Source organism: Capnocytophaga sp. oral taxon 878, assembly GCF_002999135.1.
Taxonomy (GTDB): Bacteria; Bacteroidota; Bacteroidia; order Flavobacteriales; family Flavobacteriaceae; genus Capnocytophaga.
This window is the reverse complement of sequence record NZ_CP027229.1, coordinates 491,520-514,536: the sequence shown is the minus strand read 5'-3', so window position 1 is coordinate 514,536 and position 23,017 is coordinate 491,520. Positions and strand designations below refer to the sequence as shown.

19 protein-coding genes are annotated in these 23,017 nt (G+C 36.0%); 15 read left to right on the top strand and 4 right to left on the bottom strand.

From position 1 onward, the window contains the following. Positions 1-3: 3 nt before the first annotated feature. Complete coding sequence (locus tag C4H12_RS02310) at positions 4-612, bottom strand: DUF6707 family protein (RefSeq protein ID WP_106097484.1); 609 nt, start codon at positions 610-612, stop codon at positions 4-6. Between the two features lie 7 nt (positions 613-619). Continuing rightward, positions 620-3,451, bottom strand: coding sequence for an excinuclease ABC subunit UvrA (uvrA, locus tag C4H12_RS02305; RefSeq protein ID WP_106097483.1), 2,832 nt, complete (start codon positions 3,449-3,451; stop codon positions 620-622). A gap of 536 nt (positions 3,452-3,987) precedes the next feature. Here uvrA and C4H12_RS02300 point away from each other — a divergent pair. Together C4H12_RS02300 and C4H12_RS02295 are read left to right on the top strand one after the other, a co-directional pair. Continuing rightward, complete coding sequence (locus tag C4H12_RS02300) at positions 3,988-5,850, top strand: ABC-F family ATP-binding cassette domain-containing protein (RefSeq protein ID WP_106097482.1); 1,863 nt, start codon at positions 3,988-3,990, stop codon at positions 5,848-5,850. A 1-nt stretch (position 5,851) separates the two neighbouring features. Beyond that, entirely contained in the window at positions 5,852-6,697 is an 846-nt protein-coding gene (locus tag C4H12_RS02295; protein WP_106097481.1) for a hypothetical protein, read from the top strand. 83 nt (positions 6,698-6,780) lie between these two features. On the opposite strand, the gene yajC is transcribed toward C4H12_RS02295, so the two are convergent. Together yajC and nusB are read right to left on the bottom strand one after the other, a co-directional pair. Beyond that, positions 6,781-7,050, bottom strand: a complete 270-nt coding sequence (yajC, locus tag C4H12_RS02290) for a preprotein translocase subunit YajC (RefSeq protein WP_106097480.1) — start codon at positions 7,048-7,050, stop codon at positions 6,781-6,783. Positions 7,051-7,082: 32 nt separating this feature from the next. Further along, positions 7,083-8,024: a transcription antitermination factor NusB gene (gene nusB / locus C4H12_RS02285; protein WP_106097479.1), complete on the bottom strand. Its 942-nt coding sequence runs from the start codon at positions 8,022-8,024 to the stop codon at positions 7,083-7,085. A 657-nt stretch (positions 8,025-8,681) separates the two neighbouring features. Here nusB and C4H12_RS02280 point away from each other — a divergent pair. The 13 genes from C4H12_RS02280 to C4H12_RS02220 all read left to right on the top strand — a co-directional run bounded on the left by C4H12_RS02280 (position 8,682) and on the right by C4H12_RS02220 (position 23,012). Then, the gene (locus C4H12_RS02280) at positions 8,682-8,957 is read left to right on the top strand and encodes an HU family DNA-binding protein (protein ID WP_106097478.1); all 276 of its coding nucleotides are present in this window, start codon (positions 8,682-8,684) and stop codon (positions 8,955-8,957) included. A gap of 189 nt (positions 8,958-9,146) precedes the next feature. Beyond that, on the top strand, positions 9,147-9,932 hold the full coding sequence (locus C4H12_RS02275; protein WP_106097477.1) for a DUF1444 family protein: 786 nt from the start codon (positions 9,147-9,149) through the stop codon (positions 9,930-9,932). Beyond that, the gene (locus C4H12_RS02270) at positions 9,932-10,621 is read left to right on the top strand and encodes an NAD-dependent deacylase (RefSeq protein WP_106097476.1); all 690 of its coding nucleotides are present in this window, start codon (positions 9,932-9,934) and stop codon (positions 10,619-10,621) included. The genes C4H12_RS02275 and C4H12_RS02270 overlap by 1 nt, the downstream gene beginning before the upstream one ends. Next, positions 10,618-10,857 carry a hypothetical protein gene (locus C4H12_RS02265; RefSeq protein WP_106097475.1) on the top strand — a complete coding sequence of 80 codons (240 nt, stop codon included), beginning with the start codon at positions 10,618-10,620 and terminating at the stop codon, positions 10,855-10,857. Before C4H12_RS02270 ends, C4H12_RS02265 begins: the two co-directional genes overlap by 4 nt. Beyond that, on the top strand, positions 10,847-11,647 hold the full coding sequence (gene pyrF / locus C4H12_RS02260; RefSeq protein WP_106097474.1) for an orotidine-5'-phosphate decarboxylase: 801 nt from the start codon (positions 10,847-10,849) through the stop codon (positions 11,645-11,647). Before C4H12_RS02265 ends, pyrF begins: the two co-directional genes overlap by 11 nt. A 71-nt stretch (positions 11,648-11,718) precedes the next feature. Continuing rightward, complete coding sequence (locus C4H12_RS02255) at positions 11,719-12,363, top strand: epoxyqueuosine reductase QueH (protein WP_106097473.1); 645 nt, start codon at positions 11,719-11,721, stop codon at positions 12,361-12,363. Positions 12,364-12,403: 40 nt separating this feature from the next. Beyond that, on the top strand, positions 12,404-13,900 hold the full coding sequence (truB, locus tag C4H12_RS02250) for a tRNA pseudouridine(55) synthase TruB (protein WP_106097472.1): 1,497 nt from the start codon (positions 12,404-12,406) through the stop codon (positions 13,898-13,900). Next, positions 13,900-14,952: a glutaminyl-peptide cyclotransferase gene (locus C4H12_RS02245; protein WP_106097471.1), complete on the top strand. Its 1,053-nt coding sequence runs from the start codon at positions 13,900-13,902 to the stop codon at positions 14,950-14,952. Before truB ends, C4H12_RS02245 begins: the two co-directional genes overlap by 1 nt. Before the next feature lie 334 nt (positions 14,953-15,286). Then, complete coding sequence (locus tag C4H12_RS02240; protein ID WP_106097470.1) at positions 15,287-15,538, top strand: type B 50S ribosomal protein L31; 252 nt, start codon at positions 15,287-15,289, stop codon at positions 15,536-15,538. Between the two features lie 62 nt (positions 15,539-15,600). Continuing rightward, on the top strand, positions 15,601-19,146 hold the full coding sequence (locus tag C4H12_RS02235) for an AAA family ATPase (protein WP_106097469.1): 3,546 nt from the start codon (positions 15,601-15,603) through the stop codon (positions 19,144-19,146). 112 nt (positions 19,147-19,258) lie between these two features. Further along, positions 19,259-20,293: a VWA domain-containing protein gene (locus tag C4H12_RS02230; RefSeq protein WP_106097468.1), complete on the top strand. Its 1,035-nt coding sequence runs from the start codon at positions 19,259-19,261 to the stop codon at positions 20,291-20,293. Between the two features lie 33 nt (positions 20,294-20,326). Continuing rightward, positions 20,327-21,238 (top strand): tetratricopeptide repeat protein, encoded by a 912-nt coding sequence (locus C4H12_RS02225; protein ID WP_106097467.1) that lies wholly within the window; start codon positions 20,327-20,329, stop codon positions 21,236-21,238. A 31-nt stretch (positions 21,239-21,269) separates the two neighbouring features. Further along, positions 21,270-23,012 (top strand): BatD family protein, encoded by a 1,743-nt coding sequence (locus C4H12_RS02220; protein ID WP_106097466.1) that lies wholly within the window; start codon positions 21,270-21,272, stop codon positions 23,010-23,012. Positions 23,013-23,017 lie beyond the last annotated feature (5 nt).

Below are 23,017 nucleotides of genomic sequence, written 5' to 3'. Positions count from 1 at the left end.
TTTCTAAAATAAAGCTTTATCAATATGCTTAGCTATAAACTCCTTCTCATCAGCTATCATTTTTTCTAAGGTAGTTACAGGGTAAAGAACCGAGCCTCCCATAGTACGCATAAAGTTAAGTTCTCTAAAATGACTAAACCGCCAAGTAATCTCTCCTTTAAGGTCATTCTCATTTTGTTTTTCTTGTATTTCGTTAAAGCAAAGCAAGTCTCCATTAAGCCTTCTAAGAATAGGTTTTATAGTTATTTGTGGCTGTTCAGCATAGTCATCTCCTAAATGAGCTGATTTAAATAGATGTAAGGATTTGGCAGCCTCTTCTTCTTCTCCTCTTTCTGTATGAATAAGATGTTCTATTTCCAATACTCCCGATACACTATTCCAAATATGCCAACTCCCTTTAAAAGGAATATGATTGATAAGTTTTGCTACTTCCAAAGCCAAATCATATCTATCTACTATATACAGTAATCCACATAACTGACTAATAGCCGATACTGTATCATGCTTGGTAAAACTGTAATTCTTCTTTATCTGTTTTACCTTTTTCACAAAGATTTTCTGTGGGCATCCTCGTAGTACACCTTCCAATAAGTTTTCTACTTTCTCATCCATTGTATTTCTATTTTAAGTATTCTGCTGTAAAGCTTTTTTTGTTTTTTGCTACTTCTTCAGGGGTACCAAAAGCTACTACCTCTCCTCCACCTTTACCGCCATCATATCCTATATCTATGATGTAATCCACTTTGCGTATTACATCTATATTATGTTCAATCACCAGTACAGTATTCCCTTTATCAACCAAGCGGTCAAGCACATCCAATAGTACTTTTACATCTTCAAAATGTAACCCTGTAGTAGGCTCATCCAATATATAAAAAGTATTACCTGTATCAATCTTGGAGAGTTCTGTTGCCAGCTTTACTCGTTGGGCTTCTCCTCCCGATAGGGTGGTTGATTGCTGCCCCAAGGTAATATATCCCAAACCAACCTCTTCAATAGTTTTGAGTTTTCGGTATATTTTAGGAATAGGTTCAAAGAATTGTACTGCCTCACTAATAGTCATATCTAGCACATCGGCTATTGATTTGCCTTTGTAACGCACTTCCAAGGTTTCTCTATTAAAACGCTTTCCTTTACAAGTTTCACAAGGCACATACACATCAGGCAAAAAGTTCATCTCTATCACCTTCATACCCGAGCCTTCACAAGTTTCACAACGCCCGCCTTTCACATTAAAACTAAACCTACCTGGCTTATACCCGCGTATCTGTGCCTCGGGTGTTTGGTTAAAAAGAGCTCGTATTTCATTAAACACTCCCGTATAAGTAGCAGGGTTTGAACGTGGCGTACGTCCTATAGGCGATTGGTCTATATCTATTACTTTATCAATATGTTCCAATCCTTCAATGCTCTTATAAGGCATTGGCTTCTTCACTCCGTTAAAAAAGTGTGCATTAAGTATAGGGTATAGTGTTTCATTAATAAGGGTCGATTTACCACTACCCGATACCCCTGTTACGCCTATCATCATTCCTAAGGGGAATTTCACACTCACATTCTTCAAGTTATTTCCTGTACAGCCTTTCAGTATTATCTCTTTACCATTGCCTTTGCGCCTTTGGGTAGGTATCGTTATTTGTTTGCGCCTACTCATATAATCTGCAGTAAGTGTAGGAGCTTTTAAAAGCTGCTGGGGGGTTCCTTCAAAAATAATATTACCTCCATTCACTCCTGCTTTAGGCCCTATATCTACCACATAGTCAGCTTCCTGAATCATCTCCTCATCGTGTTCCACTACTATTACCGAGTTCCCTATATCACGCAAGGCTTTCAGTGAGCTGATAAGCCGCTTGTTATCCCGCTGATGTAGTCCTATACTAGGCTCATCCAAAATATAAAGCACTCCCGTAAGTTGCGAACCTATCTGGGTAGCCAAGCGTATGCGTTGCGCTTCTCCTCCCGAAAGTGATTTAGAGCTTCTATTAAGTGATAGGTAAGTAAGCCCTACATCTATCAGAAACTGTAGCCTACTGGTAATCTCTTTTATAATCTCCTCTGCTATCTTGTATTGCTTGCTGCTTAAGTGCTTAGGAAGCTCCTTAAACCACGCCAATAATTCTGTAATATCAAGGGCTGATAGCTCTGCTATATTCTTATCATTTACTTTGAAATAAAGGGCTTCCTTTCTTAAACGCGTCCCTTGGCAATGCTCACAAGGCACGGTATCCATATACTCTTCAGCCCAGCGCTTTAAAGCAGTTGTTTCGGCATTCTCATGCTGGCTACTAATAAAATTGACTATACCTTCAAAGTCTATTTCAAAATCACGACTGATGCCCAACACTTCCGATTTTACAGTGTACTTCTCTTTCCCTCCGTATAAAATAATATCCAAAGCTTCTTTAGGTAGTTTGCTTATAGGGTCCGAGAGCTTGTAACCAAACTTCTGTACAATCATATCCAGCTGTTTGAATATCCACGTATTCTCTTGCTTCCCTACTGGCAGAATACCTCCATTCTTAATAGAGACTGAATCATCTGGAATCATTTTCCCTACATTAATCTCCTGTACTTCTCCCAGCCCATTACAATGCGGGCACATCCCTTTGGGCGAATTGAATGAAAAGGTATTAGGCTCTGGCATAGGATACGATATACCCGAAGTAGGACACATAAGGTGCCTGCTAAAATACTGCACCTTCTTCCCTTCGTGTTCCAATACCATCAGCACATCATTGCCGTAGTTCATCGCAATCTTTATCGTTTCTTGAAGGCGTTTTTGTGCATCCTCGGTATCATCCATTAGCATGCGGTCTATTACAATCTCAATATCGTGATTCTTGTAACGGTCAAGCTTCATACCTTTCTCAATATCACGTATATCCCCATCGGTACGCACCTTCACAAAGCCTTGTTTGGCTATCTGTTCAAAAAGCTCACGATAATGCCCCTTGCGTGATTGCACCACTGGGGCTAAAATATTAATCCGCTTGCCATTGTATTCTTTGGTAATAAGCTCCTGAATTTGATTATCAGTATAGCTCACCATCTTCTCGCCCGTCATATAACTAAAAGCATCCGAGGCTCGAGCAAAAAGCAAGCGCAAAAAGTCATAAATCTCCGTAATAGTACCCACCGTTGATCGAGGCGATTTGGAAGTCGTTTTTTGCTCTATGGCAATCACTGGCGACAGCCCATCTATCTTATCCACATCAGGACGCTCCAAGCCCCCCAAAAACTGACGAGCATAAGCCGAAAAGGTCTCTATATAGCGGCGCTGCCCCTCAGCGTAAATAGTATCAAAAGCTAATGATGATTTCCCACTCCCCGAAAGACCTGTAAATACTACAAGTTTCTCCCGCGGAATCGTAAGATCAATATTTTTAAGATTATGCACACGTGCCCCTTGCACGCTAAGACTATCATTTATATCTGAAGTTTTCTTTTTCATCGAATGTAGTATGAGGCTGCAAAGTTAATAAAAAAATATCAATCCACAAGGCTCAATTACCAACTAAAATCATACAAAACATCAAAATCCTAAGCTCATACCCCTCACATAACTCTTCCTAATCTCTCACCCTGCCTACCCCCTACCCCTCTCTCTTACCTAAAAATTAAAAATCCTCAACCTTTTCTCATTTTCATTGCGAATATTTCAAAACCAACCAACCTCTATTCTACTTTCCCCTTGAAAATACAATCCCTTAATAACCAGCCCATTCAGTTGCTAAGATAGCACCAAAAACCTCAAAGCATAAGCGAAGGAATAACGAACTATAAACGAACTATAAACGAAGGATAACTGATTTTATAACTTACTTTACTGAATATCAAGCCTCTTAACACCAAACCTTCCTTTTGCCAAAATCACAACAAAACTCCCAAAACACTACATTTTTTTCATCACCCTCCTGCACCCCTAATCTCTAAACTTGCTAATTGATAATTGTTTTGTATCTTTGCACCAAATATTTGCACAATAAAATGAATTTACTATCTGTCGAAAATATAGCCAAAGCCTTTGGCGAACGTGTCATACTACAAAACATCTCTTTCGGAATCAATAAAGACCAAAAAATAGCCTTTATTGCTAAAAACGGAACAGGAAAAACCACCCTACTGAACATTATTGCCGGAAAAGACCAACCCGATAGTGGCCAAGTGGTCTTCCGAAAAGGCATTCATATAGGTTTTCTATCTCAAAACCCTCAGTTTAATGAAGAACTAACGGTAGAAGAGACTATCTTCGCTACCGATAACCCCATTCTATGCCTCATTCAAGAGTATGAACACGCCTTGCAACACCCCGAAAACGAAACCGCCTACCAAAAGGCTTTCGAACAGATGGAACGCCATAACGCTTGGGACTTCGAAACCCAATACAAGCAAATACTCTTCCGCCTTAAGTTAGACAACCTACAACTAAAAGTAAAAAGCCTATCAGGCGGACAAAAAAAACGACTCGCATTAGCCAACGTACTCATCAGCAAACCCGACCTCCTCATATTAGACGAGCCTACCAACCACCTCGATTTAGAGATGATTGAATGGCTCGAACAGTATTTTGCCAAAGAAAACCTCACTCTCTTTATCGTCACTCACGACCGCTATTTCCTTGAGCGCGTATGCAATGAAATATTAGAGCTGGATAATGGCGAACTCTTCAGTTACAAAGGCAATTACTCCTACTTTTTAGAGAAGAAAGAACTGCGCTTAGCCCAAGAACAAGCCTCTGTCGAGAAAGCCAAAAACCTATATGTAAAAGAGCTCGACTGGATGCGCCGCCAGCCTAAGGCTCGCACTACCAAATCAAAATCTCGCATCGACGATTTTTATAAAATAAAAGAAGAAGCCCACAAACGCCGCAAAGAGCACACCGTACAGCTCGAAATCAATATGGAACGCTTAGGCAGCAAAACAGTCGAGTTCCACAACGTAAGCAAAAGCTTTTCCGAGCTATGTGTGCTTGATAAGTTCAACTATAACTTCCTCCGAGGCGAACGCGTAGGTATTATAGGTAAGAATGGCACAGGCAAATCCACCTTCCTAAACCTCCTTACCGGCACCTTGCAGCCCGATAGCGGCAAGATAGTAGTAGGCGATACCATCAAATTTGGCTACTATACCCAGAACGGTATCGAGGTACAACAAGGGCAAAAAGTAATTGAAGTCATTCAAAAATACGGCGATTATATCCCTTTACTAAAAGGACGCACCCTCTCTGCCGGTCAGCTATTGGAGCGTTTTCTTTTTGATCGCAAAAAGCAATATGATTATGTCGAGAAGCTTAGTGGAGGCGAACTAAAACGCCTCTACCTATGCACCGTACTCATACAAAACCCCAACTTCCTAATATTGGACGAACCTACTAACGACCTCGACATCGTTACCCTCAATGTATTGGAAGAGTTCCTGTTAGATTATCCCGGTTGCTTAGTGGTAGTCTCACACGACCGCTATTTTATGGATAAAATAGTCGATCATCTTTTTGTATTCAACGGCAATGGTGAGGTAGACGATTTCCCTGGTAACTATACCGATTACCGCGTGTATGAAGAAAGCACCCCTCCCCCCGATGATACCCCCAAAAAAGAAGCTACTAAAAACACTTGGCGCAAAGATGGGATGAAGGGCTTAAACTTTAATGAACAGAAAGAGTATAACCGCTTAGAAAAAGAAATAGCCCAGTTAGAAGAGAAAAAAGCAACTATTGAAGCCGCCTTTGCCCAAGGAACACTTAATAATGATGAGATTCAAACACAGTCAGTCGCCTTACAAGAAACACTTGCAGCTATAGAAGAAAAAACCGAACGCTGGTTTGAACTCACCGAAAAAATGGAAAATTAAAATGAGAATAGCTATCCTTTTAAGCCTTATTTTGCTAATAGGTTGTGATGTAACACCTCCTAAGCACCGCCTATCGATTTATACTACCGAGTATTGGCAGCTAAAAGGCAAAGTCAAAACAATTGATTTTTATGATATCACTACCGATAGTCTTAACAACTCTACCGAACACACCATGCAAATTGTTTTTAACGAAACAGGACTTGTTACTAGGATAATGTATTACAACCAAGAAGATAAAGACGATTACACTACTGAGTTTTATGAGTACGATAAGCAAGGCCGAATTAAAGAGATTAAAAAGAAAAGTGAAAAAACAGAAGCTATTGGCAGTGGTTTCTATAAAATAGCATATAGTTATAATCAGGACAATTCAGTAGTAAGAGAAGAACACTTTAAGGGCAAAAACCTCACAATGATTGCGGAACATTACTATAACAAGGATTATAAAGAAACAGAGCAAAGGGTATATGGCATAGATAAAAATTTGGAGGAAGTGTATCATTATAGTTATGACAGCAATGGCTACTTAGGCAAATTAGAAAAATATGACCATAATAATGTCCTGCTTGATACAATAAAATATATAAACAACTCCAAAGGAAAGCTCATTCAGTACATTACTTATGATGAGCTTGGCAATATCGACCAAGAAGAGTACACTTACAATAACAATAATGATAGGATAACTGCAAAAATAAGGAAGGGTATATGTCCTTTAGTAGGATATAAGGATTTCAGTTATGTATATGAGTATGACCCGAAGGGTAATTATACTAAGTGCTATGTTTATGAGAATGAAAAATTTTCTTTTATTGAGAAGAGAGTTATTACCTATTATGAATAACATTTAAGCTTTAGAGGCAAAAAAAATGGTCAATAGTGAATTACAAACTTCATTATTGACCATTTTCTATTGGTTAGTAAGGCTTATTTCTTTAATTTAGCCGATAATTCCATTGAGATTGCCGAGCGCTCAAACTTGATTTTACCTGCAAGCGTTTCAATTACACAGCTTTCTTCAGTAAGCTCAACGATGCGTCCGTGCATACCGCCTTTGGTAATTACTTTATCGCCTATTTTCATTTCTTGAATGAAGTTGCGTTCTTGCTTTTGTCGTCTCATTTGAGGGCGAATCATTAGGAAATATAGCACCACAAACATAAGGATAAAGGGTGCTAATTGGTTCAGTGCATTCATTTTTTAATTATTAATTGTTTATTATTAATTGTTTATAGGAGTCCGCGTCCTATTTTTTTGATAAGGTTCTTCTCTGTTAGCTCTTGGTGTACTACATTTAGTATGCCATTAATAAACTGGGTACTTTTAGCGGTAGAGTACTCTTTGGCAAGCTCTAAATATTCATTAATAGTTACTTTAACTGGTATGCTAGGAAAGTATAGTAGCTCGGCAACTGCCATTTTAAGTAGTATTTTATCTAATACTGCTACGCGTTCATTATCCCAGTTGGTAAGTTTATCGGCTATAATCTCATTAAGTTTAGCGTCATTAAGCACGGTTTTCTTAAGCAGGTCGGTAAGAAAAAGTTTTTCTTCTTCATCTTTATAAAGAGCGGGAATAAAGTACTTTTCAGGAGGGGTAGGACGAAGGTTTTGGAACTGGCGTACTAGGAAAGTATTTACAATGGGGTAATCGGATAGCCAAGTAAGGTTATGATCTTCTATAAAATCATACAACTCTTCATTAGGAGCTATAATTTCTTCAAAAATAGTGAGTATGAATTTTTTGTCGGCATTAAAGTCAGTAGGTTGCTGTATATAGTCATTATAGTAAGGGCTTTCTATAATTTCTTTATATAGGTTTCTTACATATTCATAATGAATATCAAAAAGGTTGATATGATTTTCATTGATGTTATTTTGCAGAAGCTGGTTTTGGGTTATAGCTGTTAGCAGCTGGTTATTCACTATAGGTTGGTGTTGTTTTTTCTCGGTAGGGGTAGCTAAGTATTTATTTTGAGCTACTTGGTGCTGCTCGGTAGCGTGTTTTTGCAACTCGGTAAGAAGAGCGAGTTGTAGGAGGTATAGGTTGTACATTTCGTTAGCGTTTTGCTGAACGAATTTCAGTTCTTTGTCTAAATCTTGACTTTGGCTTTGTTGCATTGCATAGATGGATTGCAATACTTTAGCCCTGATATGGCGACGTGTAAGCATAATTTGTAAGAGCGTCTTATTAACTTTTTCAGGGCGCAAAGGTAGTAAAAAAGGAGTTACCAAGCAAGAAAAAGGCTAAAAAATAAGGGATAAGGCTTCGTTTAAGGCTTTGAATGCAGAGAGAGGAACTTTTAGTAATTGTATTTTGGCATTTAATTGTTGGCTTGGGGAGTGGTTTAACTGCTATTTGACACCTGAAAATGACAATATATAAAAAGTATGTTTTTCTGCTTTTAATAACTAAAATAGTTTTTTGTTCTGTTTTTAGGTTATTTAACAGAAACTCGGGGTTCGATAATCGTTCGTTTATCCTCTATGCTTCCTCTATGGTTCCTCTATGGTAGCTCTAAGGTAGCTCTAACAGAAAATTTTTCTTTTTGGGTTTGGGTAGATTTTAGGTATGAGTTTTTGGGGTAGAAAGCAGAAGAGAAGGGCAATATCTGAAATGCATTTTCTGCTCTAAAAGTATTTTTGAGTTTTGCTCTGTTTCTTGTTAAATGAGAGTGTGAAAAATGAGTAAAATAGGATTGGTATGGAGTAAAAAGGCTTCGAAATGTTAATTTTTTGCTAAAATTGAAATTTTTCTAAGAAAATACTTGCTATGAATAAATATATTAGTACCTTTGTGCCATTAACTTCATTTTAAGAGTTATCATTATGAACAAAACAGATTTAATTGATGCAATCGCTGCTGAGCTTTCAATATCAAAAGTAGAAGCTAAAAAAGCAGTAGAAGTATTCTTTTCTACCATTGAAAAGGGTTTAAAAGAAGGCAAAAAAGTATCTATCGTAGGCTTTGGCTCATGGTCAGTAGCTGAGAAAGAAGCAAGAGATGCGAGAAACCCTCGTACTGGTGCAGTGATTAAAGTACCTGCTAAGAAAGCTGTAAAATTCAAAGCAGGAGCTGAATTGGCTGAAGCAGTGAACAAGTAATTGTATCTTACAAAAAAAGCCTCTTTCTAAAAAAAGAGGCTTTTTTATTCCTATTTTTTTGTTCATTAATATACATTCGGCTAGGTTAAATTTGCTGACTATGTTTATTCTTCATTGAAAGTTATGATAGATAAGGTTTGTGATATAAACAACCACAACTAATGATTAACAATATACAACTAAATTATTATGACAAATCTGATTAACGAACAAGAATTTACCGATATATACATTGAGGTACTTAAAGAAGAGTTTCCTACTATTAAAATACAGTCATCGGCACCTTTAGAGGTTAGTAGCTTTATTCCTGATAATGAGAAGGAAATAAAGCATTTTTTGGACAATTGCTATAATGAGTATCTTACACACCCTAATGAGCTAAACGAAATTTTAACACGTTATATTCAGCCTCTATACGCAATGTACAAACATGAGGAGAAGCCTATTATAGAGCAGATTTTTCCGATGATTAAAGACAAGGAGTACATTAGGCAAGTAGAAAAGGTTATGCCCAATGGAGGCAAGCTACAAATGAAATATGTGCCTTATAATAGTGAGCTTTTTGTATTTTATGGTATTGACAGAGGTAGCAGTATACAATCACTGCAAGATGATGATTTTGAGGCACTAGATATTACCGATGAGGAACTACACGAAATAGCGCTAGACAACCTTGCTAACACCCTTGAAGTGCAAGCACAACAGGATGAACACCTTATTTTTTTGGTGGCTGATGATAACTATGAAGCAAGCTTGATTCTGCTTACTGATATCTGGACAAAAGAGAATTTTCCTGTGGAAGGAGAGATTGTAATAGGTATACCAGCGCGTAATGTATTGGCAGTATGTGGTAGCGAAGACACTGAAGGGATGGCAGAGTTACAAAATATTATTGATGAGGTGTACAAAAGTAGTAATCACATTATAAGCGATAAGATGTTCGTGTTTAGAAACGGAAAATTTGAGGTGTTATGATGAAAAAGAAGAAAATAGCTGTACTAACGGGTGCCGGTATTAGTGCTGAAAGTGGGGTAAAAACCTTTCGAGATGCTAATGGATTATGGGAAGGGCATGATGTAGAACAAGTAGCAACCCCCTACGGATTTGAGAAAGACCCAGAGTTAGTATTGAATTTCTATAACAAACTTCGGAGACAGCTTAAAGAAGTAGAACCTAACCCTGCACACCGCTTATTGGCAGAATTGGAAAAAGATTATGAAGTAGTAGTAATCACCCAAAATGTAGATGACCTGCATGAGCGTGCCGGTAGCCATCATATTATTCACCTACACGGTGAACTACTAAAAATGCGCAGTGTAGATGACTCTTATACATTGTATGACTGCAAGGAAGATATTAAAGTAGGCGATATGAGCCCTACTGGAGTACAACTGCGCCCTCACATAGTATGGTTTGGCGAAGATGTACCAATGATAGGTAAGGCTGCTGAGGAGGTAGAAAGTGCTGATATAGTAGTGATAATAGGCACTTCACTACAAGTATACCCTGCTGCTGGACTAATGAACTGTGCTAAGGAGGGAACTCCCATATATTATGTAGATCCACGCCCTAGCATTGATAGTAAAAATAATATTACTGTAATAAAAGATGTTGCCTCGAGAGGGGTAGCGAAAGCTATTGAACTAATAAAAGAACTAAAATGAGTAATTTTCCCAAATTTATATTAGGTGATAACACCGATATGCCTGATGCGATGTTTGTGGTACATTTGGAGTATCCGCGTTTTGTAATGAACTTAGAAACCGATGAAGTAGAATGGTTAGAAGAGTTTGATGAAGAGGATACTAAAGAATTAGAAGCTGAAAGTGAGAACCTGATAGAGGAAGCTCTTGCTTTTTATGAACGCGAAATAACCCGTATTGAAGAAAATGACTACTAAACAGCTTACCGAACAAATACGCACTAAGCAATCATTATTATGCGTAGGCTTAGACACCGATATAACTAAAATACCCCCTCACCTACTGAAGGAAGAAGATCCTATTTTTGCTTTTAACAAGGCTATTATTGAGGCTACACACCCTTATGCTGTGGCTTATAAACCTAATACGGCCTTTTATGAAGTACAAGGAGAAAAAGGGTGGCGTGCTCTTAAAAAAACAATTGAGTACTTGAATAGCAATCACCCTGATATCTTTACTATTGCTGATGCTAAAAGAGGAGATATAGGTAATACATCAACTATGTATGCCAAAGCTTTTTTTGAAGAAATGGATTTTGATAGTGTTACTGTTGCTCCTTATATGGGAAAGGATTCGGTAGAACCTTTTTTGGCATTTAAGGATAAGCATACCATTTTATTAGCACTAACCTCAAATGAGGGAGCTTTTGACTTTCAAACACAAAAAATAGCTGATGAAGAGTTATACAAGAAAGTATTGCGTACCTCACTTACTTGGCAAAACAGTGAAAACCTTATGTACGTGGTAGGAGCTACTAAAGCAGAATTCTTAAAAGAAATACGAGAGATAGTACCTCAGCACTTTTTGTTAGTACCCGGTGTAGGAGCGCAAGGAGGCAGCTTGGAAGAGGTGTGTAAGTATGGACTAAACGATATATATGGACTGCTTATCAACTCGTCACGAGGTATTATATACGCTAGCAAAGGAGAAGATTTTGCTGAAGTAGCAGCTTTAAAAGCAAAAGAATTAATAGGTATAAGGCACTAAGTATATGAGAGATACCCGCTGCATAAAACAACCTGACCAACAACACAAATAGCATAAGATTTTAAAGAAAAATGGAATTAGTACATAAGAACCTTATACTGCCCAACAATGGTAAGAAATTATTGTTGCATACTTGCTGTGCACCTTGTTCGGGCTCTATTATACAATCAATACAGGCTTCGGGAATAGACTTTACTATCTTTTTTTACAACCCTAACATTCACCCTAAAAAGGAATATGAGATTAGGAAAGATGAAAATATTCGTTTTGCCGAAAAATGTGGTGTACCTATAGTGGATGCAGAATATGATACAGACAATTGGTATGCTCGTGCCAAAGGAATGGAGTTTGAACCTGAACGAGGAAGCCGTTGTGCAATGTGTTTTGATATGCGTATGGAGCGCACTGCTTTATATGCCTATGAAAATGGTTTTGATACAATAGCTACTTCATTGGGTATATCACGCTGGAAAGATCTTAACCAAGTGAATGGGGCAGGTAAAAATGCCGCTGATAAATACGAAGGCTTAACTTATTGGGATTACAATTGGCGCAAGAATGGAGGCTCTGCCTGCAATATGGAAATCTGTAAAAATGAACGTTTTTATATGCAAGAATATTGTGGTTGTGCTTTCTCATTACGCGATACCAACAAATGGCGCTTAGCTAATGGCAGAGAGAAAATAAAAATAGGAGAGAAATACTACGGAAATTAGCTAATTTATCAATTAGCTAATTTACTAATTTGCTTATAATATGATTACAGCTGAAGAATTTAAGGAAGGGCGTATATTACTTATTGATAAACCACTGGAATGGTCGTCTTTTCAGGCAGTAAATAAGATAAAGTGGGCTATCATTAAGAATTACAAACAGAAAAAGATAAAAATAGGGCACGCCGGCACGTTAGACCCTTTGGCTTCGGGTTTATTGGTAATATGCACGGGTAAGTTCACAAAAAAAATTACTGAAATACAAGATGCCCCTAAAACTTATACGGGCACTATTACAGTAGGGGCAAGCACGCCTTCATACGATATGGAAACCGCTGTAGATGCCCACTACCCTACCGATCATATTACCCCCGAACTTATTGAACAAATACGCCAGCAATTTCTAGGTGAGTTAATACAAACACCGCCTGTATTCTCGGCTATAAAAAAAGAAGGTAAACGTTTGTATGAATTTGCTCGTGAAGGAGAAGCCATAGAAGTTCCGCAACGTACTATATATATTCATAGTTTCAATTTAGATATAAGCGAGTTCCCAAACTTACATTTTGAAGTAGAATGCAGTAAAGGCACTTATATACGTTCTCTTGCTCACGATTTTGGCAAGGCTTTAGGTTCAGGAGCATATCTATCTGCTTTAAGACGTACTAAAATAGGGGACTATTCGGTAGATAATGCTACAAGTCCGGATGACTTTGTAACTAAACATATACCCGATATACGGAAACAATCTCCTATTATTCTTACTACTATAGTGCAAAAACCTGTAAAAAAAAAGAGTAGTTTAGCTACTGAATGGAAGTACTTTTCACAAATGTTTAGCCGTACTGACAAAGCTATCGCACTTACTTTATTAGTTCTTTTTGGTACTTTTATTGCTATTACGGCTATGCAGTTGCCTAACAAAAGTAATGAAATATACATTGAAATGGCACTTGACCCAAGTGATTTGCCTTATACCCCTACTGATCTCACTGAGGTTTCAGACAACAATCAGAAGGGAGAAGCTACCCATCCCTCTACTCCACTCACCACTAATGCTTACAACCAAGCTGATTTGCACTTACAACATTCGGCTGAAATTAAGACTTTGGACGAGCTAATGGCAGAGCGCGAGGCTAAGGAAATGGTAGCTGCCCAAGAAACATTACTTAACAGCCCTAATAGTACAAGCAATTTAGTAATTAATAACATACCTTTACCCGAAAGCCAAACTCCCCCTTTGGTTAGCAATAAAGTAAACAAACACACCTTAGTAAAATATGCATTAGAAGGCAGAAACGGTAACATACCCAACCCTGTATTTACTTGTGAACACGAAGGACAAATAGTAGTTAATATAGTTGTAAATGAGGCAGGGAATGTTACTAAAGCTACTATAAACAAAGAAAACACTACTACTACTGATGACTGCCTAATAGAAAACTCTTTACAATATGCCCAAAGAGCTAAATTTAGCATTCTGATGGGCAAAAAAGAGCAAATAGGCACTATTACTTATATTTTTAAAAGCAAAAGATAATGAAAATATATCATTTATTACCTTTCATAGTTCTTAACTTAGTAATAGTAGCTTGCAATAGCACTAGTACTACCCAACAAGAGCTCTTTAGTATTGATATTTCACCCAAAAAGAAAGAATACCACTTAGGCGATACATTACAAGTAAAAGTAGTATACCCACGTTTTGATGAAGCTATACAAAACGTAAGTTATAGGTTACACCAACGTGTGCTACCTGCTATAGGTGATACTATAATTTTAGATAGTGTACTGTTAGGAAAGCAACACTTAGCAGTAACTGTACACACTACTACAGGAAAACAGTACACTGCTAAAAGAACATTACTTCTTTTAGCCTCTACACCTCCTAAACTTTATGACTACAAAATTATTAATGAATATCCTCACGACAAGCAAGCCTATACACAAGGTTTAGAGTTTATAGGTGATACTTTGGTAGAAAGCACTGGACAATATAACGAATCAAGTATACGAAAATGGAATCCTTTTACAGGTGAAACTTACAAAAAAGTATCCTTAGCCCCTAGTTTCTTTGGCGAAGGAGCTACTGTTTTTAGAGGACAAATTTTGCAACTTACATGGCGAGAAAAAGTTGGATTAGTATATGATAAAGACTTAAATCTACAGAAAAACTTTGATTACAACAAAAGTAAAGAAGGTTGGGGTTTATGCCATAATGGCAATAATAAACTTTACAAGAGTGATGGAACTGAAAAAATTTGGCTACTACATCCTGAAACCTTTGCCGAAATAGATAGCCTACAACTATGCACTGACAAATCACTCTATACCTATGCAAACGAATTAGAATTTGCTAATGGTAAAATTTATGCCAACACCTTTTTAAAAGATGGCATTATGATTATCAATCCACTAAATGGAGCTATTGAGGGAGTAGTAGATGTACGTGGCTTAAAAGAAAAAGTAGAAAAAACTCCTGATGTAGATGTACTAAACGGCATAGCCTACCACACAGGGAGGAAAACTTTTTTTATCACAGGAAAAAACTGGAGTAAGATTTTTGAAGTAGAGTTTTTTGAAAAACAATAACACAAAATATATAAAACTATCATTCATATCTCTATAATTTTTCATCTGGAGATATCTTATAGAGACTCATTGAAAAATTATTAGTAAATGGGATAGACATATCAAATACCTACAAAACAAGTCAAGAATAGTTTTTCGTATTAATTGACGATAATAAAAAGATTTTCACCCGTACAACACCTCGATAGTTTACCTAAAAAGTAATATTTAAATAACTGATAAACAATAACTTCATTACTTATTTCTGTTTTTTAAGGATAAAAAACTTGTCAATTCAAAAAAAAGTTGTACTTTTGCGCCCTGAAAATTACGTAATAAAAGAACAAACATTGCAATGAAAAAAGAAATTCACCCAGAATCTTATCGTTTGGTGGCTTTCAAAGATATGTCTAACGACGATATCTTCATCACAAAGTCTACCGTTGAAACTAAAGAAACTATCGAAGTAGAAGGGGTTGAGTATCCATTAGTGAAATTGGAGATTTCACGTACTTCTCACCCATACTACACTGGTAAAGCTAAACTTATTGATACAGCCGGACGTATTGATAAATTCAAAAGCAAATACGCTAAGTTTCAAAAATAGTAAAGAAAGCCTCCTTTTTAGGAGGTTTTTTTAATTAATAAATTAGCATACAACTTAACCTTATGAAAATTCTCTCTGTTACACTTCACAATATAGCCTCAATAGAAGGACCTTTTACTTTAGATTTAGAGGGTGAACCTCTAAAATCAGTAGGATTATTTGCTATTACAGGGGCTACAGGAGCAGGAAAATCAACTATTTTGGATGCTATATGCCTTGCTTTGTACAACGACACACCACGCTTATCGGCTACCAAAAGTACTCTTTTTATAGCTGATGGATCTAATGAAGTACAAGTAAATAACGTAAAAAACCTACTGCGCAAAGGAGCAACAGTAGGTTATGTTAAAGTACAATTTTTAGCGGTAGATAATAAAGAATACGAAGCTCAATGGCAGGTGAAGCGTGCTCATGGCAAGCATAACGGGAGTATACAGAACGAGGTGCTTCAGCTAACTTGCCTTACTGATAACCAACCATACCCCGAAAACCGTAAAACTTTAGTATTAGAGAAAATTAAATCATTAATAGGACTTTCATTTGACGAGTTTACCAAGTCAGTCATTTTAGCACAAGGTGACTTTACTTCTTTCTTAAAAGCCAATGATGATAAAAGGTCGGATATTTTAGAAAAACTTACTGGTACTGAAATTTATAGTAAACTTTCTAAGCAAATATATGAGATAAACAAGGAAAAACAGCATGAACTTCAGCTGATTGAAGTGCAACTTAACAACACTCAATTACTCACAAAGGATGAACTTGATAGCCTTAAAGAAAACCTTATAATAGATGAAGAATCTTTGGTTCAAGTACAAAAACAACTTACTACCCTTAAAGCTCAACAACAATGGTTCGCTGACATGCAGTTATACCAACATCAGTTAGAAGAGGCTAAGTTGAGAAAAGAAAAGGCTTCTGAGGAGAAAACAACTCAGTATGAACGTTTTGCACTACTTGCTAAAGTAGAGCAAGCACAAGCTATTAAGACAGATTTTTCTGATTATGAGCGAGAAAATAAACATCTTAATGATATAAAGAAACAACTTACTACAGCTGAGGCTGAAAAAGAATATTTGACCCATGAGAAAGCTACTCATTTTAATCTAAAGTCTTCTGCTGAAAATAAATTAATAACTGTACAAAACACTTATTCTGAAGCAAAGCCTTCCATTGAAAAAGCTAAAGCCCTTGATGTACAACTGCAAGAAGTTTCACGTAATCTAAATACCAAAGAAACAGAGATAGCTGATAAAGAAAAATGTTTAGAGGAGAAAAAAGAAACTTTAACAACGATTACTAGTCGCCTCTCTTCAGGGCAAGCTTTTATAAAACAAGAAGAAATATGGTGCCAAACAAATACAGATGCTGAGAAATTATATAATAGCAAAATATGGATAACTAAACTTGCTGAAGACCAACAGCAATTATTAGAAGAGTTAGATAAAAACCAACATAACCAACACCAAATAGAAGCACAACTAACAGCTTTAACCTCACAAACACCTGAGTTATCAGATGACAATATTTCAGTAACAAACCTTAACAAAAGACGACAAGAAGAGCGCTTTTTATTACAACACTATCAACAGGATAAGACTACTGCTGAATGCTGGGAAACTTACTTGCTGCAAATCGAAAAAAAAGATATAGAGCTAGCCCTACTAGTTAAAAAAATAAAAGAATTAGAAAAGGAAGTAAGTGCTTTACAACCAAAAACACAATCAGCACAAATAGCTTGTGATATGGCTGAGGTTATCTATCAACGCACTCAGTTAGAACAATCAAACAATGTAGTTGCATTGCGTGAGCAGCTAGAAGAAGGAAAACCTTGCCTTGTATGTGGAGCTATTGAACATCCTAATGCTCATAAAGATTTTTCAACACTGCTAATTAATACTGTAAAAGAAGAGTATTTAAAAGCTAAAAAAACTTTAGAACAACTACAAAAAGAGCTTACCACTAAGGAAACCCAACTAAAAGAACAGCTACAACACTCTAATACCTTACAAAAAGAAATTATTAATGATAAAGCAAATGCTGAAAAAGTATTACAGGAATTAAGAAACTCTAAATATTTTAGCCAATACCCAGCAAAAGATATAGCTGCCTATATAGGGCAACAAATAGAGAGAGTACAACAGGAACAACAAACAACAGACTTTCTTTTAGATCTGTTCAATAAATATAGAATTCTTAGCGAAACACTTAAAACTTTAGCTGATAAAACTTCTATTTTTAAGCAACAAATAGCAAAAAACAATCAAAAAATAGCTAATATAGAGCTATCAGAGGAAATTAATTCTCTTTGGAATAAAAACTTAACTTCTTTTATAAAGAGAGTAACTGAAGCTCAAAAAATGTGGGAAAACCATTGGGCTCTTTTGGATAAGTACCAAAAAGCTATAGAGGTAATTACACGAGAACACACTAAGCTAAATACCGAAATAACTACTTTAAAAAAAGACCTTGATGAACAAAAATTTGTACTTAATGAAGAGCAACAAGTTTTTAAAACACTAACAACTAAACGAGAAAAGTTATTAGAAGGTAAAAAAGCTGAGGAAGTAGAAAGTAGCTTTGAACAGCAAATAAACAAGCTAAAAGCTGAAGTTACTGATACACAAAACATTTATAACGCTATTCTTTTGCAAATCGCAGCCAATGACAAGAGCATTGAATCCTTAAAAGATGATCAGGAAAAAACTAAAAAGATAATAGCAGTATCAACAGAACGTATTAATCATTGGATTGCTATTCATTATCCTAAAGAAGAAATGTTTGCTAAAGAACAATTACCTTTATGGACAGGTAAATCTATTGAATGGTTACAAACAGAGCGTACAGCCCTACAAGAACTAAATGAAACCATAGCTAGGTATAGTACTATTGTTACCGAAAAAGAAGAACAACTAAACTGTTTATTAGCTAAACGACCTACCAAGTTAAGCGAAGAAGAGACCAAAAATAACTTAGAAATTGAGCTTTCTGATGAAGAAAAATTACAAGAACGTGTGGTAAATGCTAAGAGCAGACTAATAGCTGATAATAAAGAAAGACTTAAAGCTGATAATCTATACCAAGAGAAAGCAAAAAAAATTATTAGTGTTCAAAGGTGGGATAAACTAAGTAATTTAATAGGTAGTGCATCTGGAATGTCTTTCCGAAAGTATGCTCAAGAATACACCCTTGACATACTATTGCAATACGCCAATGCACAAATGAAGTATATTAATAAGCGATATACTTTGCAGCGCATTCCAAACTCTCTAAGTTTGCAAGTGGTAGACAATGATATGGGAGCAGAAATACGCTCAGTTTATTCATTATCAGGAGGTGAATCTTTTTTAGTATCATTGGCATTAGCACTAGCTCTATCATCCCTTTCTTCTACTCAAATGAATATTGAAACTATGTTCATTGATGAGGGATTTGGTTCTTTGGATAGCAATACACTTTCAGTAGCGTTAGATGCTTTGGAGAGTTTGCAAAACCAAGGAAAGAAAGTAGGAGTAATCTCTCATGTACAAGAAATGGTAGAACGTATAGCAGTTAAAGTTATAGTGCAGAAAGAAGGCAATGGAAAAAGCAGTATAATGATTGAATAGAAAATTATTTGCAATAAATTGTAATTTATAGTATTTTTGCAGCGGTTTGGCGCAGTATTTGATTAATGAGCTAATTGAAAAAAAAGCTTAATTAAGAAGTTGATAAGTTATTATGATTCATATAGATGAGAAGATATACTTTTGGTTAATAGCGGTAATAGTGCCGTTATTCATTATTTTTGTAATTTCAATGCTCAAACGCAAACAAAAACAAAAACAGTTTGCTAATCAGGCTATGTTAAAACGTTTGGCTCCAAATAGGTCAGCGTTTAAACTATGGGTGAAATGGAGCCTTTTGGTTGTGGTTTTTATTCTTTTAAGTATTGCCCTTGCAAACCCAAAAATAGGCACAAAACTTGAGACAGTGAAGCGTGAAGGAGTTGATATTGTTTTCGCTATAGATGTGTCAAAAAGTATGCTAGCAGAAGACGTCGCTCCAAATCGTTTAGAGAAGGCTAAACGTATTGTTTTCGAAATTATTAGCAGTTTAAAAGGTGATCGTGTTGGGATTGTAGCTTATGCTGCAAGTGCTTACCCACTGTTAGCTCTAACTACTGACCACTCTGCTGCCAAGATGTTTTTGCAGGGAATGAATACAGATATGCTATCCTCTCAAGGAACTGCGTTACAAGAGGCTATACGTATGGCAAGTAGTTATTTTGATGAAAAAGTTCCTACAGCACGCTTATTATTTATTATCTCAGATGGTGAAGATCATGAAATGGGAGCTACAGAAATAGCAAGTGAGGCTAAAGAAAAAGGAATTCATATTTATACCATTGGAGTAGGAACTGAAAAAGGAAGCCCGATACCAATGAAAGAACTGGGACAGCAAACTTACAAGCGCGACAGCAATGGTGAAGTTGTAATTACTAAACTAAACCCTGAACTTTTAAAACAAATAGCTTCCAATGCAGGAGGTATCTACCTTAATGGAGATAATACCCAAGAAACTGTAAATGAGATAAGCAAAATATTAGATAGTACTGAGAAAAGCCAATTTGACACACAACAATTTGTTGATTTTAAAGACCAGTTTCAGTGGTTTGTAGCTGCTGCATTATTATTACTTATATTAGATCTTACTATCTTTGAGCGGAAGACACAATGGGTAAAACGATTGAATTTGTTCAATGAAAAAAAATAGAAATATTTTATAGTACAATTTGCACTGATTTTTATGAAAAATACAGCTTATATATCAATATTACTGATTAGTTTTATTAGTTTTGCACAAACAAAGACTGAGAAAGAGTTACAACAGTCAATTGCAAACTCAAAAAAATATACTTATGAGGGTAATAGAGCCTTAAAAGGTGATAAACCAACTCAGGCAGAGGTAGAATATCGTAATGCTATTGCTGAAGATAAGAGTAATGTTGCAGCACAGTATAACCTTGGTACAATGTATTATAAACAGAAGAGTTATGGAGAGGCTTTTTCACAACTAAAAAAAGCTGGAGAAGCAGGGCAAATGACCGATAATGAACGGCATAAAATATTCCATAACTTAGGTAATACTTATATGCAAGGTCGTGTTTATGACCAAGCTGTTCTTGCTTATAAAGAAGCTCTTAGATATGACCCTAATGATGAGGAAACACGTTATAATTTAGCTGTAGCTAAAGAAAAACTAAAGCAAAATCCACCAAAGCAAGATCAAAATAATAAGGATAATAAAGATAACCAACAAAATCAAAACAACCAAGATAATAAGGACAACAAGGATAATAAAGATAACAAGGACAATAAGGATAATAAGGACAATAAGGATAACAAAGACAATCAAGACAAAAACAAAGATAATAAAGATAATAAAGATAATAAAGACAATAAGAATCAGCAAGGAGACAACAAACAGAACAAAGACAAGGATAAGGGAGATGACAATAAGCAGCAACCTAACCAAAATAATGGGCAAGATAAAGACCAGAGTGATAAAGACGAAAGAAAACCAAGACCTTCATCACTTTCACCAGAGCAAATGGAACGTATTTTAGAAGCTATGAACAATGAAGAACGCAAAACTCAAGAGAAAATAAATGCTCAAAAAGTAAAAGGACAACGTACTAAAGCTGAAAAAGATTGGTAGATTTAGGTAAAAGGTGAGATAGAATAAAGCTATGAAATATAAAATACTATTCTTTATAATATTCTTAATACAGACTCTCAGTGCGCAGGTAGAGTTTAAAGCCGAAGTAAGCAAGAATCAATTAGGAGCTAATGAACGGCTGCGTATAGAGTTTACTATGAATAAGAACGGTGATAATTTTACACCACCAAGTTTCCACGGATTTACAGTAGTAATGGGTCCATCACAATCTGTTTCAGAATCATGGATAAACGGAGTAAGAAGTTTTTCCAAAAGTTATATTTACATTTTACAACCTACTGCCAAGGGTAAATTCACTATTGGTCAAGCAAGTATAGATATCGATGGTAGAAATTATAAAACATCTCCTATTAATATCACTGTAACAGAGGCTGTAACAACCCCTTCTATAGAAAAAAACAGTGGTGATATAGCCCGTGAGAATTTATTTTTACTTGCAGAAGTATCAAAACCTAATCCTTACCTAAATGAGGCTGTAAGTGTAACTTATAAGCTGTATGTAGGTAGTCAAGTAGGGCTTAATAATTTACAATGGCTTACCGTACCTAAATACCCCAACTTTTGGAGTCAGGATATTAAAATGCAAGAGTACGAGATGGATAACTGTACTTATCAAGGAAAGCCTTATAGATGTATTACAGTTAAAAAGATAGTACTTTACCCTCAAAAAACAGGTATAATAACCCTTGAACCTCTTACAATGGATGCTATATTGAGTGTACCTAGCAACCAACGGGACTTCTTTGGTCGTATATTTTATGAGGAAGTAACTCACAGAGTAACATCGGGTAACAGAACTATTAATGTAAAAGAGTTACCTGAAGAAGGAAAACCTGAAAACTTTAGTGGAGCTGTAGGAGACTTTACATTTGCTGTAACATCTACTAAACAGGCTCTTAAAGCTAATGAAAGTACCCAACTAAAAGTAGAAGTATCAGGAAGTGGTAATTTTAAACTATTTGACTTACCGAAACCAACTTTTCCTTCATCATTAGAAGTGTATGCTCCTGAACAAAAAGAAGATATTAGTACTTCTCTAACAGGAATGAAAGGGCGTGTAGAGAATATCTACACTATAGTACCAGAGCACAAAGGAAAGTATCCTATTAGTGGACTTAGTTTTTCATACTTTAATCCTACTACTAAAAAATATGAAACAATTAAGACTCATGAACTTTGGATAGATGTTCCAGAAGGTCCTTCAGCCAATAGTAATACTAATGCAGGTACTACTGATCATAATACTGTTATTATAGGTAATTTACAGTCAGGAGATAATTTAGAGCCTATAGGTAGACAACCTTTTTTTGGCTCAAAAACTTATTACTGCTGGTTATTATTACCTTTAATACTAATTCCACTTGTATTGCTTTGGTGGCATTTTAAGAAACAGCGTAATAATGATATAGAGGGTACTAAAATAAGGGTAGCTAATAAATTAGCTAAGAAATACCTAGGCGAAGCTAAACGTAAATTGGGTGATAAGAACATCTTCTATGAAGCCTTAGAACGCGCTTTGCATAACTATCTAAAAGCAAAACTAAAGATTGAAACTACTGAAATGAGTAAGGATAAAATTACTGAATTGCTATTAGAGCGAAAAGCTACTGAGGTTACTATAAAACAATTCATAACATTACTTTCTAACTGTGAGATGGCACGCTATTCACAACATAACAATGCATCAATGAAAAATGATTTTGGTGATGCTGTACAAATCATTTCAGAATTGGATAAACAAGTTAAGAAATAAGAAGA

Coding starts and splice junctions, on each gene's coding strand:
- C4H12_RS02310 (WP_106097484.1), bottom strand. CDS start 612: ATGGATGAGAAAGTAGAAAACTTATTGGAAGGTGTACTACGAGGATGC.
- uvrA (WP_106097483.1), bottom strand. CDS start 3,451: ATGAAAAAGAAAACTTCAGATATAAATGATAGTCTTAGCGTGCAAGGG.
- C4H12_RS02300 (WP_106097482.1), top strand. CDS start 3,988: ATGAATTTACTATCTGTCGAAAATATAGCCAAAGCCTTTGGCGAACGT.
- C4H12_RS02295 (WP_106097481.1), top strand. CDS start 5,852: ATGAGAATAGCTATCCTTTTAAGCCTTATTTTGCTAATAGGTTGTGAT.
- yajC (WP_106097480.1), bottom strand. CDS start 7,050: ATGAATGCACTGAACCAATTAGCACCCTTTATCCTTATGTTTGTGGTG.
- nusB (WP_106097479.1), bottom strand. CDS start 8,024: ATGCTTACACGTCGCCATATCAGGGCTAAAGTATTGCAATCCATCTAT.
- C4H12_RS02280 (WP_106097478.1), top strand. CDS start 8,682: ATGAACAAAACAGATTTAATTGATGCAATCGCTGCTGAGCTTTCAATA.
- C4H12_RS02275 (WP_106097477.1), top strand. CDS start 9,147: ATGACAAATCTGATTAACGAACAAGAATTTACCGATATATACATTGAG.
- C4H12_RS02270 (WP_106097476.1), top strand. CDS start 9,932: ATGAAAAAGAAGAAAATAGCTGTACTAACGGGTGCCGGTATTAGTGCT.
- C4H12_RS02265 (WP_106097475.1), top strand. CDS start 10,618: ATGAGTAATTTTCCCAAATTTATATTAGGTGATAACACCGATATGCCT.
- pyrF (WP_106097474.1), top strand. CDS start 10,847: ATGACTACTAAACAGCTTACCGAACAAATACGCACTAAGCAATCATTA.
- C4H12_RS02255 (WP_106097473.1), top strand. CDS start 11,719: ATGGAATTAGTACATAAGAACCTTATACTGCCCAACAATGGTAAGAAA.
- truB (WP_106097472.1), top strand. CDS start 12,404: ATGATTACAGCTGAAGAATTTAAGGAAGGGCGTATATTACTTATTGAT.
- C4H12_RS02245 (WP_106097471.1), top strand. CDS start 13,900: ATGAAAATATATCATTTATTACCTTTCATAGTTCTTAACTTAGTAATA.
- C4H12_RS02240 (WP_106097470.1), top strand. CDS start 15,287: ATGAAAAAAGAAATTCACCCAGAATCTTATCGTTTGGTGGCTTTCAAA.
- C4H12_RS02235 (WP_106097469.1), top strand. CDS start 15,601: ATGAAAATTCTCTCTGTTACACTTCACAATATAGCCTCAATAGAAGGA.
- C4H12_RS02230 (WP_106097468.1), top strand. CDS start 19,259: ATGATTCATATAGATGAGAAGATATACTTTTGGTTAATAGCGGTAATA.
- C4H12_RS02225 (WP_106097467.1), top strand. CDS start 20,327: ATGAAAAATACAGCTTATATATCAATATTACTGATTAGTTTTATTAGT.
- C4H12_RS02220 (WP_106097466.1), top strand. CDS start 21,270: ATGAAATATAAAATACTATTCTTTATAATATTCTTAATACAGACTCTC.